The organism is Tunturibacter gelidoferens (assembly GCF_040358255.1).
In the GTDB taxonomy this organism is placed as follows: Bacteria; Acidobacteriota; Terriglobia; order Terriglobales; family Acidobacteriaceae; genus Edaphobacter; species Edaphobacter gelidiferens.
Window position 1 is genome coordinate 2934053 of the sequence record NZ_CP132938.1, and the last position, 12978, is coordinate 2947030.

Below are 12978 nucleotides of genomic sequence, written 5' to 3' on the forward strand. Positions count from 1 at the left end.
ATCCAAATTACTGGCACATTTTGTTCAATCAGAAACTTCATTGTAGCTTTGTGGTGTTTCCGGAGTTCCTCCACCTCCAAGGACGATGCCAAGGGAACGAGAGCTTCTGCCTGAGAGGTAATCAGTTCGGGACCCGGCGAAGTCCATTAGCGATTTCGCGGTAGCTACAAGTGTCTGACCTCCGACCGAAGACGCGTGTGCTGAACGTCAACGGTCCGACGCATCGTCCGCGCCCAGCGGGAACGCATCGATGCGGCCATGCAACTGCCATTGCGTCAGGCACCGCCGAAGATCATCTTCTAAGCCAGAGGCGGTATGATAGCGCTCCTCTGCGTTCTCGGCGAGCAGCTTCATAGTGAGAGAAGACAGCGGCTCGGGGACTGCGTCGCGCTCACTAGGGGGCGCCGGCTCGCGCGCAATGTGACAGTGAACCCACTCCAGGGGGCGGCGCCAGAAACGGCAGGTCACCGGTAAGCGTCTGGTACAAGGTGACGCCCAAAGAGTAGAGATCGCTGCGGGCATCCATCGAGCGGTACGGCCCGTCTGCTCGGGCGCCATAGAGGCCAACGTGCCGGCAATAATCTCGAGTGGCACGGGCGGCTGGTGCTCGCGCGGCAGCCGGGACGCAATCCCGAAGCCGATGAGCCAGACGTTCGAGCACATTTGCAGGCTTGATGTCCTTATGTATGAGGCCTTGGCGGTGGACCTGGCCGAGTCCTGACGCTAAGCCAATTGCGACGCACAGGAAGCGAGTCAGGTCGAGCGTTTGCCCTTGTTCCCGCTCAAGAACTTGATCCATGAGCTCACCGCCCAGGTCCTTAAGTACGAGGATCGTCCGGCCTTCGTGATGAGTGAGCGCCAGCGGCTTGGCTGCCCACGAGGGATCGAGTTCGCCCGCGAGCGAGCATTCGTCCTCGAGCCGTCGGAAACGCTGAGGTGACGGCTGTCCGGCAGAAAGCGCGATCACCAGGACCGGCGATGGGTTGCCGTGTTGTCGGCCGCGGTAAAGGGTGAAATCCGCGCCTTCCAGGATGGGCTCCAGTACTCAGAAGGCTCGGTCATGGAGGGCATCCCTGTCGTCACGGCTGTACGACCCCCCAAATAATCATTTTGATAGTTTTTGTGCCTTCCTGGATTTCAGAAGCACCTTCCGGCGCTCAACCGTGACATGATTCTGAAGTTACGAATTCGCCTTGCTGCCGAAGGTCCACTTCGACAGATATTCCTCTTAGTACCGATCGTTCGCGAAAGCCGTGGCGGCACGCCAACCATTAGACCGTAGTCGCCCGGAGTCAGGAATGGGACCGAGAAATTCCCGTCGGCATCCGTAGTGAGATCGCTGGTTCTTCCAACATTTACCAAACAGGACGAAGGGCCAGTTTGTATAGCGCAGGTTCTGGGAATCAGACCACGGCGGCGGACTTGGCCGAGTGCTTTCGCCAAGCCAGAATGGCGATGCTAATTCTCTAACAGAGGTACACGTGCCCCGTAGCACCCGTTATCCCATATAGCACTTGAACACGTGGCCATTTCGACGGGCTGACACACAACTGTCGCTATGTCGACGCGTAGCAATTTATATGCTGAAACTTTGCAAGGCGCAGCGCGTTCTTCAGGCCTCTAGGGATGGCACCTCGATTGCACCGATGTGACGTGGAGGTATCGGGAATGGCGCTGGGGTTCTACGAGACATGGGCAGCTAGTATCGCTCGGATACGCGGCGGGCATTTCATGGTCGTGTGCTGCCGCGACGTTTCTCGTCCGGGCCGCGATACAGCGCCCATACACATTTGTGATCATGTCGCTCTGCAATATCATTCGCGGTTCGCAGTGGAAGGGCTAAGAAATCCTTCAGCGGGTGCTCAGTCGAACATCCGCTGTATTCAGTTCAACTTATCAACCTTGCAAAACAAATTTTGAAAGTGAGAGTTCATCATGTCAAAACCCGAACGCTTTACTAGTGCAACCGGTTCTCCTGTACCGGACAACACAAATATTTTGACAGCCGGTCGTCGTGGCCCGGCTCTGCTCCAGGACATCTGGCTGATCGAGAAGCTCGCACACTTTGATCGCGAAGTCATTCCCGAGCGCAGGATGCATGCCAAAGGCTGGGGGGCGTATGGAACGTTCACGACGACTCACGACATCACAAAGTACACCAAGGCATCGATTTTCTCGAAGATCGGAAAGCAGACGCCTATGTTCGCGCGCTTTTCAACCGTCGCTGGGGAACGCGGGGCAGCCGATGCCGAGCGCGATATCCGCGGTACTGCTCTCAAGTTCTACACCGAGGACGGAAATTGGGACATCGTCGGAAACAATACTCCAGTCTTTTTCTTCCGCGATCCTCTGCGCTTCCCTGACCTCAACCACGCCATCAAGCGCGACCCCCGCACCGGTATTCGGAGCGCTCAGAATAACTGGGACTTCTGGACTCTTCTTCCAGAGGCACTCCATCAGGTCACAATCGTCATGTCCGACCGCGGAATTCCAAAGTCCTTCCGGCATATGCATCTCTTCGGAAGCCACACCTTCTCGATGATCAACGCCGACAACAGGCGCATTTGGGTGAAGTTCCACTTCCGCACGCAGCAAGGCATTGAAAATCTCACGGACGAGGCTGCTGCTGCGGTTGTGGCAAACGATCGCGAGAGCAATGGCCGGGACCTATTGCAGGCAATCGACGGTGGAGATTTTCCGCGTTGGACGCTCTTCATCCAGGTAATGACAGAGGAACAGGCAAAGACGCACAAGCATAGTCCTTTTGATCTGACGAAAGTCTGGCCAATGGCTGACTATCCGCTGATCGAAGTTGGTGTAATGGAGCTTAATCGTTATCCCGAAAACTACTTCGCAGAGGTGGAGCAAGCCGCTTTCTCCCCGGCGAATATCGTTCCCGGAATTGACTTCTCTCCTGACAAGGTGCTCCAGGGCCGCTTGTTCTCTTATGGAGATACCCAGCGATACCGGCTCGGCATTAACTTCAATCACATCCCGGTGAATGCGCCGAAGTGTCCATTCCAGTCCTATCACCGCGATGGCAAGATGCGCACAGATGGAAACCTCGGAGCGACGACGTCTTATCACCCGAATAGCCAGGGATTGTGGGATAACCAGCCGGAATACGCTGAGCTGCCGCTCTCGCTTGAAGGCGACGCGGATCACTATGATCACCGCTTAGTGGATGATCACTGGGAGCAACCGGGCAATCTCTTCCGCAAGATGACGCCTGAGCAAAAGCAGTTGCTCTTCGACAATACGGCTCGCGCGATCAATGGCGCCTCCCAGGAGGTCCTGGAGCGGCATGTTGCGAACTGCAGAAGAGCCGATCTTGCCTATGGTGATGGTGTGGCACGAGCATTGAAGCAGGATGTTTTGGAGACCGCCTAACCTCTAACTTAGCAGTTCCTTCTAGAAAGGATGATATTAGGCGCGCCGCATCATGCATGCCACTGCGAACGTACAGAGGCCTGTCAACTCAATCCTTGGAATCACCTTTGTCGAGAGAATGGGCGGACGTTCAACGAGACCGGGGAGCAGGTTAGCAACTGTTCCCCGGCCTCTCAATCAAGAGTCGAAGGAGTAGGTCATGAACAAGTACGTCGCTGAATTGATCGGAACCTTTTTCCTGGTTCTGACCATTGGCTGCACGGTCATCGGCCACGGCGCCGGTCCGTTGGCCCCGCTAGCAATCGGTTCCGCGCTCATGGTAATGATCTTTGCGGGTGGTCATATTTCCGGAGGGCACTTCAATCCGGCCGTCACGCTAGGCGTCTGGTTGCGCGGGAAGTGCGAGGCTAAAGATGTGGTACCGTACATGATTTTTCAGGTCATTGGGGCTGTGCTGGCAGCCTCTATAGCGAAGTTCTTAAAGGGAGGGTCCGCTGTTGAACCGCTCCACCCGGCGACTGTACCCGCGCTTGTGGCAGAGTTTCTTTTCACCTTTGCGCTCGTTTACGTTGTTCTGAACGTTGCTACAGCCAAGGGCACGTCGGGCAATTCTTTTTACGGGCTGGCGATCGGATTCACAGTGATGCTGGGGGCGTTTTCCGTCGGCAACATTTCCGGCGGAGCCTTCAACCCAGCGGTCGCGGTCGGCATCTCCGTTATGGGGCTGTCGTCCTGGCCGAATATCTGGATTTACCTGTTGGCTGATTTTGCCGGCGGTGCGGTGGCGGCGGCCGCTTTCAAGGCGCTGAGTCCAGCCGGTCGTGAAGATGTTCATCGACCAGATTCAAGCGATCGACCGCAAGAAAGGAAGGCTGCCTGACTTGCCGCCCGCGAGGAGAGCTAATCGCATAATCACTGGTTACGCAAATATAGGACCCGTAATCTCGGCGCAATGCGGGGTCGGTATCGTTTTGGGATGCTCTGAGGATTCGAAGGGGACGGGCGGAATCGCATGTCTTCGTAGTTGCCGAATGTATGGTCCGCCGTCTGACTGCAAGGGAAAAGTTGGTGGATGAAGAAAGTCTGCGTCAATGTATCCATCAATAAGGGCGAAGTTGTTGTCAAGGACAAAGATGTCCTGCCCGCTGCTTGAACCTAAGCTCTGACTCCGAGCGTTGCCACCGTGCATACGGGTCCGTACACGGCGGTTCGAGAAGTTACGCTAGCAGTTCTCGAATAACGAAGGAAGACCGAGCGAGCGGAAGTATGCATTGGAAAGTCCGAGAGAGAGGGCTTTGGCGCGGGCCAGGTACCAGGGGCCACGACCACTTCCAGCAGTGTTGGTTGCCAGTCGCGTGCGTACCCCAAGCTGCAACAATGCCTCCCGACGACGGCGCGTGGTCTTCCACTGCCGCCAGAGGGCACATCGAAGCCTGAGCCGTACCCAACGAGTAAGGTAGATCAAGACCTCGGGTGTTTCGCAGAAGCCGAAGTAGCCTCGCCAGCCCACCATGTAGCGAGCTAGTTCCTCCACTGTCGACTTGATGCTAACGCCCTTCGCCCGTCGCGTGATTTCCCGGATTCGATCCTTGAAACGGACCAGGGCCTTCGGCGCGATTGCCCGTTTGACCGCTGGACCGTTTGTGAAGCTGAACCCAAGAAACTTTCACTCTTGCGGTCGCGCCACTGCACTCTTCGTCTCATTGACCTTGAGTTGGAGCTTCTGCGTGATAAACCGCGTTACGCTGTTCATCACCCGTTGACCCGCACGCTCGCTACGCACATAGATATTGCTGTCGTCTGCGTAACGAACATAGCGATGTCCCCGACGCTCCAACTCCCGGTCCAGCGAGTCGAGCACAAGGGCTCTACTTTGCTGGTTCAACTTCGCGGTACGGAAATGCCAGGCGGGCTGCATGTTGCTCTTCGAAGCACCCGGCGCCTCCTGTCTCGCTTCCGAGACATCGGGTTCCACCACCCTACGAGTTCGGGAACGCCGAGTCCTGAATCTGCTCGTAGAAATTGCTCCGCTTGTAGTTACGAATAAAGTGCGAGCAGATGTCTTCATTGCAGGTGCCTTCGGTGGTCTGCGGCTTGTAGCCGAAGCCATCCTGGAACGCCTGAGCGATCTGGCGATGGAAGTCCACGCGCGGGAACTGGGCAACCACCTTGTCGCGCAGCTTCGGGTCGAGTCCCTCATAGCCGATGCCCAGCACATCCAGGCCAACTCCGTTGTACAGCAGCTCGACTTCAATTGGCTTGTAGGCCGCGATGCCCGGCGTCGTGTGCAGCGAGATCGCGTCCCACGCCGTCTGGATGCGGGTGTGCGGAACCCCGTGATGCTCCAGGAACTGGCGCACTGCATTGGCGCTGTCCACTTCGAAGCGGTCGCCTTCACTGCGGAAGGTTTTCAGCAGGCCCAGATCATGAAACGCCGCGCAGACAAAAAGCAGTTCCGCATCATACGGCTGGCTGGTCTGACGGCCCAGCTCATTGGCCCAGAAGAAGACACGGTGCGAGTGGTTGATGAGCAGCGGTGTGCTGAACTGGTAGAGCAGACCGGTGGCCGCGCGCGTCAGCTTGCTGTCGGGAACCCCGGGCGCTAGCTTCTGGTACTTCTCCTCTGGAGTGGGCACGGGAATGATGTGCTTGGGGAGGCGGAAATTGAGGCTGTTGATAGGCATTGGACTCTCCTTGGGAAATCAAATAACGGACGAAGGCGCGCGCAGGGAAGTTGCTTAGCGCTCCGTCTCGCCGGACTATTTCTTTACCGGCATATGCTTTATGCAAGTTGATTGCCAAATCCCGGAGAGCCTCACCGCATTGTTGTTGGGGATTTGTCTTTCTTTTAACTGACTGGACTAGCGTGTGTTATCAAGACGGGAAAGACGGAAGACGAATGGTGACTGGATCCAAGTGTCGTGGACATTTTTGACACTCGTTCGAGCCGTGTCGAAACATTGACTCTCTCGCGTCCGCATTTGCTCTAGGCATAGGATTTGGCATCCACCCGAGCGGTTCAGTTCTCACTTCATTTTTTGCAAACCCTTTACATTCATCCGCGTGGATAAATACCACAGTCTGTGGCAGCAGTGGCAAGCGAATTGCTTTGTAACGGTTTCGTATTCGTTTCATCAGTCAACCAATCTCTGACACAGTGAGGATTGTTGCTGTCTACTCTCGCTGTTGAGCGCCCTACGGCCAAGAGGATAAGTGGCGGATAGGAGACCCCCCGCGAAAGAAACACCAGTACCAGATGAACCGCGAAACCGACAATACTCACGGCGATGGCCAACCTTTTGAGCAAGGCCTTGTTGGCCTCCGAAAAGATCTGATCGTGAGCTCGAATCAGTTGCAGCCACAGTTTGGGGACTTGCGAAGAATGACGATGGTCCCATCCGTGCAAAGTACTCATGGTTGCTCTGATTCCCTCGCGAGCTGTATGTCGTCATCCGGCGAATGCGCAGGTGGCAAGAACTGCGGCCACGCGCGTTGCCCATCCACCATCGGCGGCCCTGATCGACCGAGCGATAGTGTTAAGTTCTCGTCACAGCTCAGCCTGCGCTTAACATCCTCGAATTAGCAAGTCCAATCGCGACGATTACAGCAACCCATTACATACAACGAATCGGTTTTCAGACGTGCCTTAGCCGTGCTTGTCTGATTGCTGCTTGCTCAGGGCGGCTCCAAAAACATTAAGCAACCCCACTGCCGTCGCCAGGCCGCGGCGCGCATCCTTCGATGCTGCCTGCTTCCCAAGCGCCAGCAACGATGGAGTTTCCTTTCCGGCCTCTGCAATCACTGCGTGCAATACATCTGCATCGATCAAGGTAAACAGGTTGCTGAAGATCAGCAATATGCGAAGCGCGGTTACCATCTCCTTCGAGCTGACGACATCCACCACACGGTCAACGACTGTGTCGCCCGCACTTAGCAGCCCATTCAATAAATCAAGCAGGCCCTTTGCATGCAGCCGCAGCAGCAGATCATATGCGGCCAGCACAGCCTCTGCGTGTTCGATTGGAGCCTGCTCAACCCTGCGAATCAGGTCCTCACGCGAATCGACCGGTTTGAACTCACGAAAATCAACAGCTACCGCCATTGGATGACGCTCCTTTCTGCGATTGGATTTGAACAAGCTTTTCCGTGCCCGGCATGTGATAGTCCTTACGCCTCCACTTACGCTCCACTTCGACACCCATCTGAGGTGTTGGCTTGCCTGAAAAGCGAAAGTTCAGGGGCTTCAAAGGATTCGTGCCTTTTTCCGGTAAAAGTTTGATGCGCACCGCAGTCTCTTCAAACGCGGGAGTATTGGTGTCACGGTCCGCATGCGACCCGGTCAGGATATTGACCGGTCCCTCCCGCGAAAACAGCGGCAGATACACCTCCTTTCCGAATACTCGGCCCGTCACAAGTACCTTGATGACCAGCGAGCCGTGGCGGCTGGTGACGCGCACCCATCGTCTGGACTCGATGCCACGCTACTTCTCCAGGTCCTCCGAGATTTCAAGGTAGCGCTCCGGAGTTTCCTCGCGAATCCCGTCAACCCGATGAGTCATGTTTCCCTCATGGAAGTGCTCCAGTATGCGACCGTTGTTCAGGAAGAGATCGAAGTCATCATCCAAAGCCTCCTCGGGCTCGCGAAACGAAACCGGATAGAACCGCGCCTTATTGTCCGGGAAAGGAAATCTGTTCAAGTACAGGATGGGCTGGTCGGAACCGTCCTTGGCTATCGGCCACTGCAGCGTCTTGTAGGCTTCCAGTCTTTCAAAGCTCGCGCCTTCAAAGAGGGGCGTTAACGAGGCCATCTCCGCCATAATCTCGGAGGGATGCCGATAGTTCCAGTTCCCACCCATTCGGTTGGCAAGCTCCATCGTGATCCTCCAATCGGCCTTGGCTTCTCCTAACTCTGGCAGAGCCTGATACAGGCGTTGAACGCGCCGCTCTGTATTGGTAAATGTGCCGTCCTTTTCGAGGGCCGGAACACTGGGCAGAACGACGTCAGCATAGCGGCAGGTTTCGGAGAAGAAGATATCCTGCACCACAAACAAATCCAGCTTCTCGAAAGCGGCTCCTACAAAGTTTGCATTCGAGTCGGCGGAGATCATGTCCTCTCCAGCCAGATACATCGCGCGCAGCTTTCCTTCGTGGATCGCGTCCACCATCTGGTGGTTATCCATGCCGCGATCCGGAGAAAGCGCTACACCCCATCCCTTCTCAAATTTCTCGCGAATGGCCGGTTCGGTCACATGCTGATAGCCCGGATAGCTGTCCGGCATGGCTCCCATGTCGCTGGCACCCTGCACGTTGTTGTGACCGCGGAGCGGATAGGCTCCGCAGCCAGGACGCATATAGTTTCCGGTAACCAGCAGCAGGTTTGAGATAGCCGTCGATCCATCTGATGCGCTCGTGTGCTGCGTAATACCCATCGCCCAGAGAACGCACATAGTGTCCGCAGCTGCAAATCTCCTTGGCGACGCGCTCAAGGGTTTCAATGGGCACCCCGCACGTCTTGGCGGCATACTCCATTGTGAATGGCTCAAGGCTCTTGCGGAACTCGTCCAGCCCGTTGACCCACTGGTCGAGAAACGCCTGCTTGGCGTGGCCGTGGTCGAGCATGTAGCGGCTCAGCGCCGATATCCAGACCAAATCCGTACCGGGCCGCGGGCGGAAGTGGATGTCCGCACGGCGCGCCATCTCCATCAAGAGAGAGCTCGACCTCTGGCTGCTTACCAGGCGGGCCGGCTTTGACTACGTTTGTCAGATCCATCACGCTCATTTTGTTCCTCACTGCGCAATCGCGAGGTCTACCTGCACGTTCGGCTGAAAATGGATCTTGATGACACCGACGCCGCTGTACGACTGCGACTCCGTGTACTGAATGTTATTCACTGTGGTCGGAAGTGCCCGCTCGCACACCCCAACGATTCGCTTGGACATGTCATCCGCATCCATCCCGCTGTACGTCCAGATGATGCTAACGATGGGAATAGCGATGTCCGGCAAGATGTCGGTCGGCGTCGTCACGATCGAGGCCACGCCGAAGATCGCGATAAGCAGCGCGACAATGACGAACGTATACGGCCTTTTCAGGGCAAAGCGAACGATCCACATAAAGCCTGTCTCCCGCATGCTGTCCTGCAGCAGGCTCTTAATCAGTCCGTAAAAGGGGAGGGTTGCCGCGCCTGGCACCCTTTCGCTGCAGGTTAGTTAGACATCTGCATCAGGTGTGTCTTGTAGTCATATTCGACGCTGGTGCGCCGAACTACCGTCAATCCTTCGCTACCTAGCAGGAACGTTGTACCGGTATCGTCTTTCACCACTTCGTGCCTGACCTCCTTAATTGTTGCCAGCAGCACAGGCTCGGAGGGCAATGAGATGTCGACCACCTGATAATCGCGGGGAGTTGCGCGCACGTAGTTGTAGGGCTCATTCACCATCAGGAAGCCAGTCTCACCGAGTGACTCTGTAGAGCCAGAGTCAGATAGAGTGCTGATCATCCGCAACGACGGTGCCTTCACCTTGTGTAAATCGAGAACTGCGACTCCCTTATTGTCGCGGAATCGTACAAGTTCTCCATGCCCATCGAGCGGACGAACGAAGTCGAAGGTGCCAGGAACGGTTAGCGTGATCGACTCAACCAACTTGATCTTGCTTGGATCTGTAACATCAAAGATTGTGAGGCGTGCACCCTGCTGCTGCTCGATGTAAAGATAGGTTTCACCAGAACCGTCTGAATGTAGAAATAACGAATTGCCAGGCATCTGCGCCACTTCTGGCAGATCGCGCGGCTGGACGACGATTAATCCCTGCGACTTTGAACGGATTTCTGCATGAAGGGTGAATGTCATGGCCAATGCCGTGAACGCTACAAAAACCGACTTAGCCAGTTGATGTAAGGTTGCTGCTTTCATGGTGCGTCTCCTTTTTCAATCCCGAGTATCGGCCGCTAATCGCGACACGTCCAAACAGTTACGTGACGGCCAATCTCGTGACCGAGACGGGATGCATTGTCTACGCCCGGGACGAATGGAACACTTATCGATACTTTTCTTGAACAACGGGGCATTGCTTCTCTCGTCTTTCCACCAAATCCATACGCAGGGCTCTTCTGGCGCGTAACAAACGAGACTTAGTTGCGGCAACAGAGAGGCCTACGAGGTCGGCGATTTCCTTTATCGACCTATCATTCGATTGATGAATCTCAACCACATTTCGCAGAGGCGGCTGTAGACGGCAAATTGCTCGCTTCAAGAGTTCTGTTCTTTCGTGCCTTGCATAGAGCTCTTCAACGTTCTTCGTTTGGTCAGCAATCTCCCGCTGCTGCCAGGTCTTGCCATCCGAGATCTCCATAGAAGTCTCAGGGTGAGTGCGCTTCCTACGTAAAGTCATAAGCGCCGAATTGATCACAATACGCGTGAGCCAAGTCGAAAATTTGGCCCTGCCATCGAAAGTGTTCAAATGAACATAGACTCTCATCCACGCTTCCTGAATCACGTCTTCTGCATCGTCTCGGCTTTTCGTGACCCGATAAGCCACGTTGAATGCAGTATTCGAATGTCGCGCCCACAGCTCCGCAAACGCGAAGCGATCCCCTAACTTGGCTGCGCCCACAAGGATTTCATCGGTTGCCGCAGCAGCAAGGAGTTTCACGCTGATTTCGTCTTGCGAGCTACAGATATTCATAAATTCCTTTGTGCGGCTTTCTGAAACTTCTGCTGTGGTTTTAACTCGTTGGAACTGCATGCCGGATGCACATGTCTCAGTCTTGCTGCGATGCGCTTGGCCAGCTTGATCGTCGTCACATTTGTGAACTCCCACCCTTGCCGCGATGAAACTGCGTCACGGGTGGGTTACCCCGAAGTTTGTGTTGATGCGAAGGGGTGTTGGTGCGAAGGGCCACACGCCTTTAACAGCGAGAGATGAGATCTAATTCCCGAGCCTTCCTTCGCTGCGGATTCTGAAAGAATTTATTAAGTGTCGCGGGGCTGCCTTTTTAGAGGTGCTCATTAGTTTGCAGCCAGCGACCAGTTCGCTGCTTGCGTCAGTCATCGATTCGGATGGATCTTTCTGCACCTTTAACCATGCCCGAAGATTGAATGCGTTTATGCAAATGCAAAACACATTCGCAGGGATAAAGCCATACTGTGACGTGTGCAACCCGATCACACAGACGATGAGACTGTTGACGCCCGAAACAACAAGACCGGTCCACATCTTTCTTCCGACCAGGACCGTCGCAACGACGGTGAGAAAACAAGATAGATAGTCCAACCGGAACATCGCCACAGCGCGCCTCGGATCTATATTGCTGCCGCCATGTGTAAGGCAATTTGCGTGCCAAAGGCGGGCTTCAACGCGAGGAGTAGTTAGCCGCTGACGATAAATAAGTTAGCTAAAGAACAAGTGGATTTGTGAATGTCACATAAGGGTTGAGTGACGACGCGACGACGACGAGATACCGTCATTGTGTCGTCACCTTGACAGCCTCGCAGCTTGATCCGAAAGTTTGTGGTCCTGTAGGTTAGGGCGCTATGTGGCTTAATATTTGGGCGCTATTAATGGGATGGTCTGCTGCCTTAACCCACAGCAGTCGGGATATCACGGTGAAGACAGGAGACATCCCCATGGAACTACACGCGATCGGCATTGATCTTGGCAAGACGGTCTTCCATCTGATAGGGCTCAACCTGCGTGGCGAGGTTGTAGTGCGCAAGAAGTGTTCGCGCAAGCAACTGCTGCACTTCACGGCGAACCTGAAGGTAAGACTGATTGGCATGGAAGCCTGTGGAGGGCCACGTTTTCTAGGACGGGCATTGCGAGAGCAGGGTCATGAAGTACGGCTGATCCCGGCGCAGTATCTGAAGCCGTACGTGAAGACCCACAAGAGCGACTACATTGACGCCGAGGCGATCGCTGAGGCGGTGTGGCGGCCGAGGATGGGTTTCGTGCCGATACCCGGTCCGCATCCGCATCAAGAATCCTTCTCCCGAGTTGTTTCGCGTTGGTGAGTCGGCAGTTGTCGAGATCCGTGGACATTGAAAATGGGGACCTTCGCTTAAAGCGTACCGCGCTCAAGTCGACCGTCGGCCTGGATCTGGGATTTCTCAAAGAAGAGCTCGTGCCCTATCCAGGAAGATCTGCCCTGGTGGGCCGCATGGTCACGGCTGCAACTCTTTCCATGCTCATCACCATGACGTTCGCCTCCCCTATGGAGCGTATTGTGCTATCTATTCACTGTCGATTTCGCGCGAAAGCACCCAGCTAACGGTGAAGGCCGCGCTAACCAGAATCGTCTCCTATGCACTCGGAGCCATTTATGTGCTGATTGGCGCGATCATTTTTGTGGACGACCCAATGCTCCGCCTGCTGTGGGTAATCGGATCAATGTTCATGGCGTTCTACGCAATTAGCGCGATGGCAATTGAGGGTTCGGCCACCGTGGTTGCATATCTCATCGTGATCACCGTCTCCCTCTGGGATGAACACATCTCCGGCGAACTCAGGCTTGAGGGGACGCTTTGGGCGGTCTTTGCACTTTCCAATCGGGAGTGCGGTTGCCGTGGTTGTCGAGTTGCTGTTTGAAGC

The 12978-nt window shown here is 55.3% G+C and carries 15 protein-coding genes; 5 read left to right on the forward strand and 10 right to left on the reverse strand.

What is annotated here, in order from left to right; all coding sequences use genetic code 11:
• Window positions 1–394: 394 nt before the first annotated feature.
• Window positions 395–967, reverse strand: a complete 573-nt coding sequence (locus RBB81_RS13090; RefSeq protein WP_353070935.1) for a protein kinase domain-containing protein — start codon at window positions 965–967, stop codon at window positions 395–397.
• Window positions 968–1935: 968 nt separating this feature from the next.
• Between RBB81_RS13090 and RBB81_RS13095 the strand changes: the two genes are divergently transcribed.
• Window positions 1936–3390, forward strand: a complete 1455-nt coding sequence (locus RBB81_RS13095) for a catalase (RefSeq protein WP_353070936.1) — start codon at window positions 1936–1938, stop codon at window positions 3388–3390.
• Between the two features lie 199 nt (window positions 3391–3589).
• A complete protein-coding gene (locus RBB81_RS13100) occupies window positions 3590–4270 on the forward strand; it encodes an MIP/aquaporin family protein (RefSeq protein WP_353070937.1) in 681 nt (226 codons plus the stop codon).
• Between the two features lie 342 nt (window positions 4271–4612).
• On the opposite strand, the gene RBB81_RS13105 is transcribed toward RBB81_RS13100, so the two are convergent.
• The 9 genes from RBB81_RS13105 to RBB81_RS13145 all read right to left on the reverse strand — a co-directional run bounded on the left by RBB81_RS13105 (window position 4613) and on the right by RBB81_RS13145 (window position 11136).
• Window positions 4613–5008, reverse strand: coding sequence for a group II intron maturase-specific domain-containing protein (locus RBB81_RS13105; protein WP_353073930.1), 396 nt, complete (start codon window positions 5006–5008; stop codon window positions 4613–4615).
• A gap of 48 nt (window positions 5009–5056) precedes the next feature.
• Window positions 5057–5308 (reverse strand): reverse transcriptase domain-containing protein, encoded by a 252-nt coding sequence (locus tag RBB81_RS13110; protein ID WP_353070938.1) that lies wholly within the window; start codon window positions 5306–5308, stop codon window positions 5057–5059.
• A 61-nt stretch (window positions 5309–5369) separates the two neighbouring features.
• Entirely contained in the window at window positions 5370–6074 is a 705-nt protein-coding gene (locus tag RBB81_RS13115) for an HD domain-containing protein (protein ID WP_353070939.1), read from the reverse strand.
• Between the two features lie 962 nt (window positions 6075–7036).
• Entirely contained in the window at window positions 7037–7492 is a 456-nt protein-coding gene (locus RBB81_RS13120; protein ID WP_353070940.1) for a hypothetical protein, read from the reverse strand.
• Window positions 7476–7847 carry a molybdopterin dinucleotide binding domain-containing protein gene (locus RBB81_RS13125; protein WP_353070941.1) on the reverse strand — a complete coding sequence of 124 codons (372 nt, stop codon included), beginning with the start codon at window positions 7845–7847 and terminating at the stop codon, window positions 7476–7478. Before RBB81_RS13125 ends, RBB81_RS13120 begins: the two co-directional genes overlap by 17 nt.
• A 24-nt stretch (window positions 7848–7871) precedes the next feature.
• A complete protein-coding gene (locus RBB81_RS13130) occupies window positions 7872–8837 on the reverse strand; it encodes a molybdopterin oxidoreductase family protein (RefSeq protein ID WP_353070942.1) in 966 nt (321 codons plus the stop codon).
• Between the two features lie 340 nt (window positions 8838–9177).
• Window positions 9178–9582 (reverse strand): efflux RND transporter permease subunit, encoded by a 405-nt coding sequence (locus tag RBB81_RS13135; protein ID WP_353070943.1) that lies wholly within the window; start codon window positions 9580–9582, stop codon window positions 9178–9180.
• A gap of 14 nt (window positions 9583–9596) precedes the next feature.
• The gene (locus RBB81_RS13140) at window positions 9597–10304 is read right to left on the reverse strand and encodes a hypothetical protein (protein WP_353070944.1); all 708 of its coding nucleotides are present in this window, start codon (window positions 10302–10304) and stop codon (window positions 9597–9599) included.
• Between the two features lie 124 nt (window positions 10305–10428).
• Window positions 10429–11136 (reverse strand): RNA polymerase sigma factor, encoded by a 708-nt coding sequence (locus tag RBB81_RS13145; RefSeq protein ID WP_353070945.1) that lies wholly within the window; start codon window positions 11134–11136, stop codon window positions 10429–10431.
• Window positions 11137–12017: 881 nt separating this feature from the next.
• On the opposite strand from RBB81_RS13145, the gene RBB81_RS13150 reads away from it, so the two are divergent.
• Genes RBB81_RS13150 through RBB81_RS13160 form a run of 3 tightly spaced genes read left to right on the forward strand, consistent with a single transcriptional unit; the run spans window position 12018 to window position 12975 of the window.
• Entirely contained in the window at window positions 12018–12401 is a 384-nt protein-coding gene (locus RBB81_RS13150; RefSeq protein ID WP_353070946.1) for an IS110 family transposase, read from the forward strand.
• Window positions 12402–12421: 20 nt separating this feature from the next.
• Entirely contained in the window at window positions 12422–12658 is a 237-nt protein-coding gene (locus RBB81_RS13155) for a hypothetical protein (RefSeq protein WP_353070947.1), read from the forward strand.
• Between the two features lie 2 nt (window positions 12659–12660).
• Entirely contained in the window at window positions 12661–12975 is a 315-nt protein-coding gene (locus RBB81_RS13160) for a hypothetical protein (RefSeq protein ID WP_353070948.1), read from the forward strand.
• The last annotated feature ends 3 nt before the right edge of the window (window positions 12976–12978 follow it).

Bases quoted from the DNA above. Each gene is read 5' to 3' on its own strand.
- RBB81_RS13095 (WP_353070936.1), top strand. From the start codon at position 1,936: ATGTCAAAACCCGAACGCTTTACTAGTGCAACCGGTTCTCCTGTACCG.
- RBB81_RS13110 (WP_353070938.1), bottom strand. From the start codon at position 5,308: ATGCAGCCCGCCTGGCATTTCCGTACCGCGAAGTTGAACCAGCAAAGT.
- RBB81_RS13120 (WP_353070940.1), bottom strand. From the start codon at position 7,492: ATGGCGGTAGCTGTTGATTTTCGTGAGTTCAAACCGGTCGATTCGCGT.
- RBB81_RS13115 (WP_353070939.1), bottom strand. From the start codon at position 6,074: ATGCCTATCAACAGCCTCAATTTCCGCCTCCCCAAGCACATCATTCCC.
- RBB81_RS13145 (WP_353070945.1), bottom strand. From the start codon at position 11,136: ATGCAGTTCCAACGAGTTAAAACCACAGCAGAAGTTTCAGAAAGCCGC.
- RBB81_RS13140 (WP_353070944.1), bottom strand. From the start codon at position 10,304: ATGAAAGCAGCAACCTTACATCAACTGGCTAAGTCGGTTTTTGTAGCG.
- RBB81_RS13130 (WP_353070942.1), bottom strand. From the start codon at position 8,837: ATGTGCGTTCTCTGGGCGATGGGTATTACGCAGCACACGAGCGCATCA.
- RBB81_RS13100 (WP_353070937.1), top strand. From the start codon at position 3,590: ATGAACAAGTACGTCGCTGAATTGATCGGAACCTTTTTCCTGGTTCTG.
- RBB81_RS13150 (WP_353070946.1), top strand. From the start codon at position 12,018: ATGGAACTACACGCGATCGGCATTGATCTTGGCAAGACGGTCTTCCAT.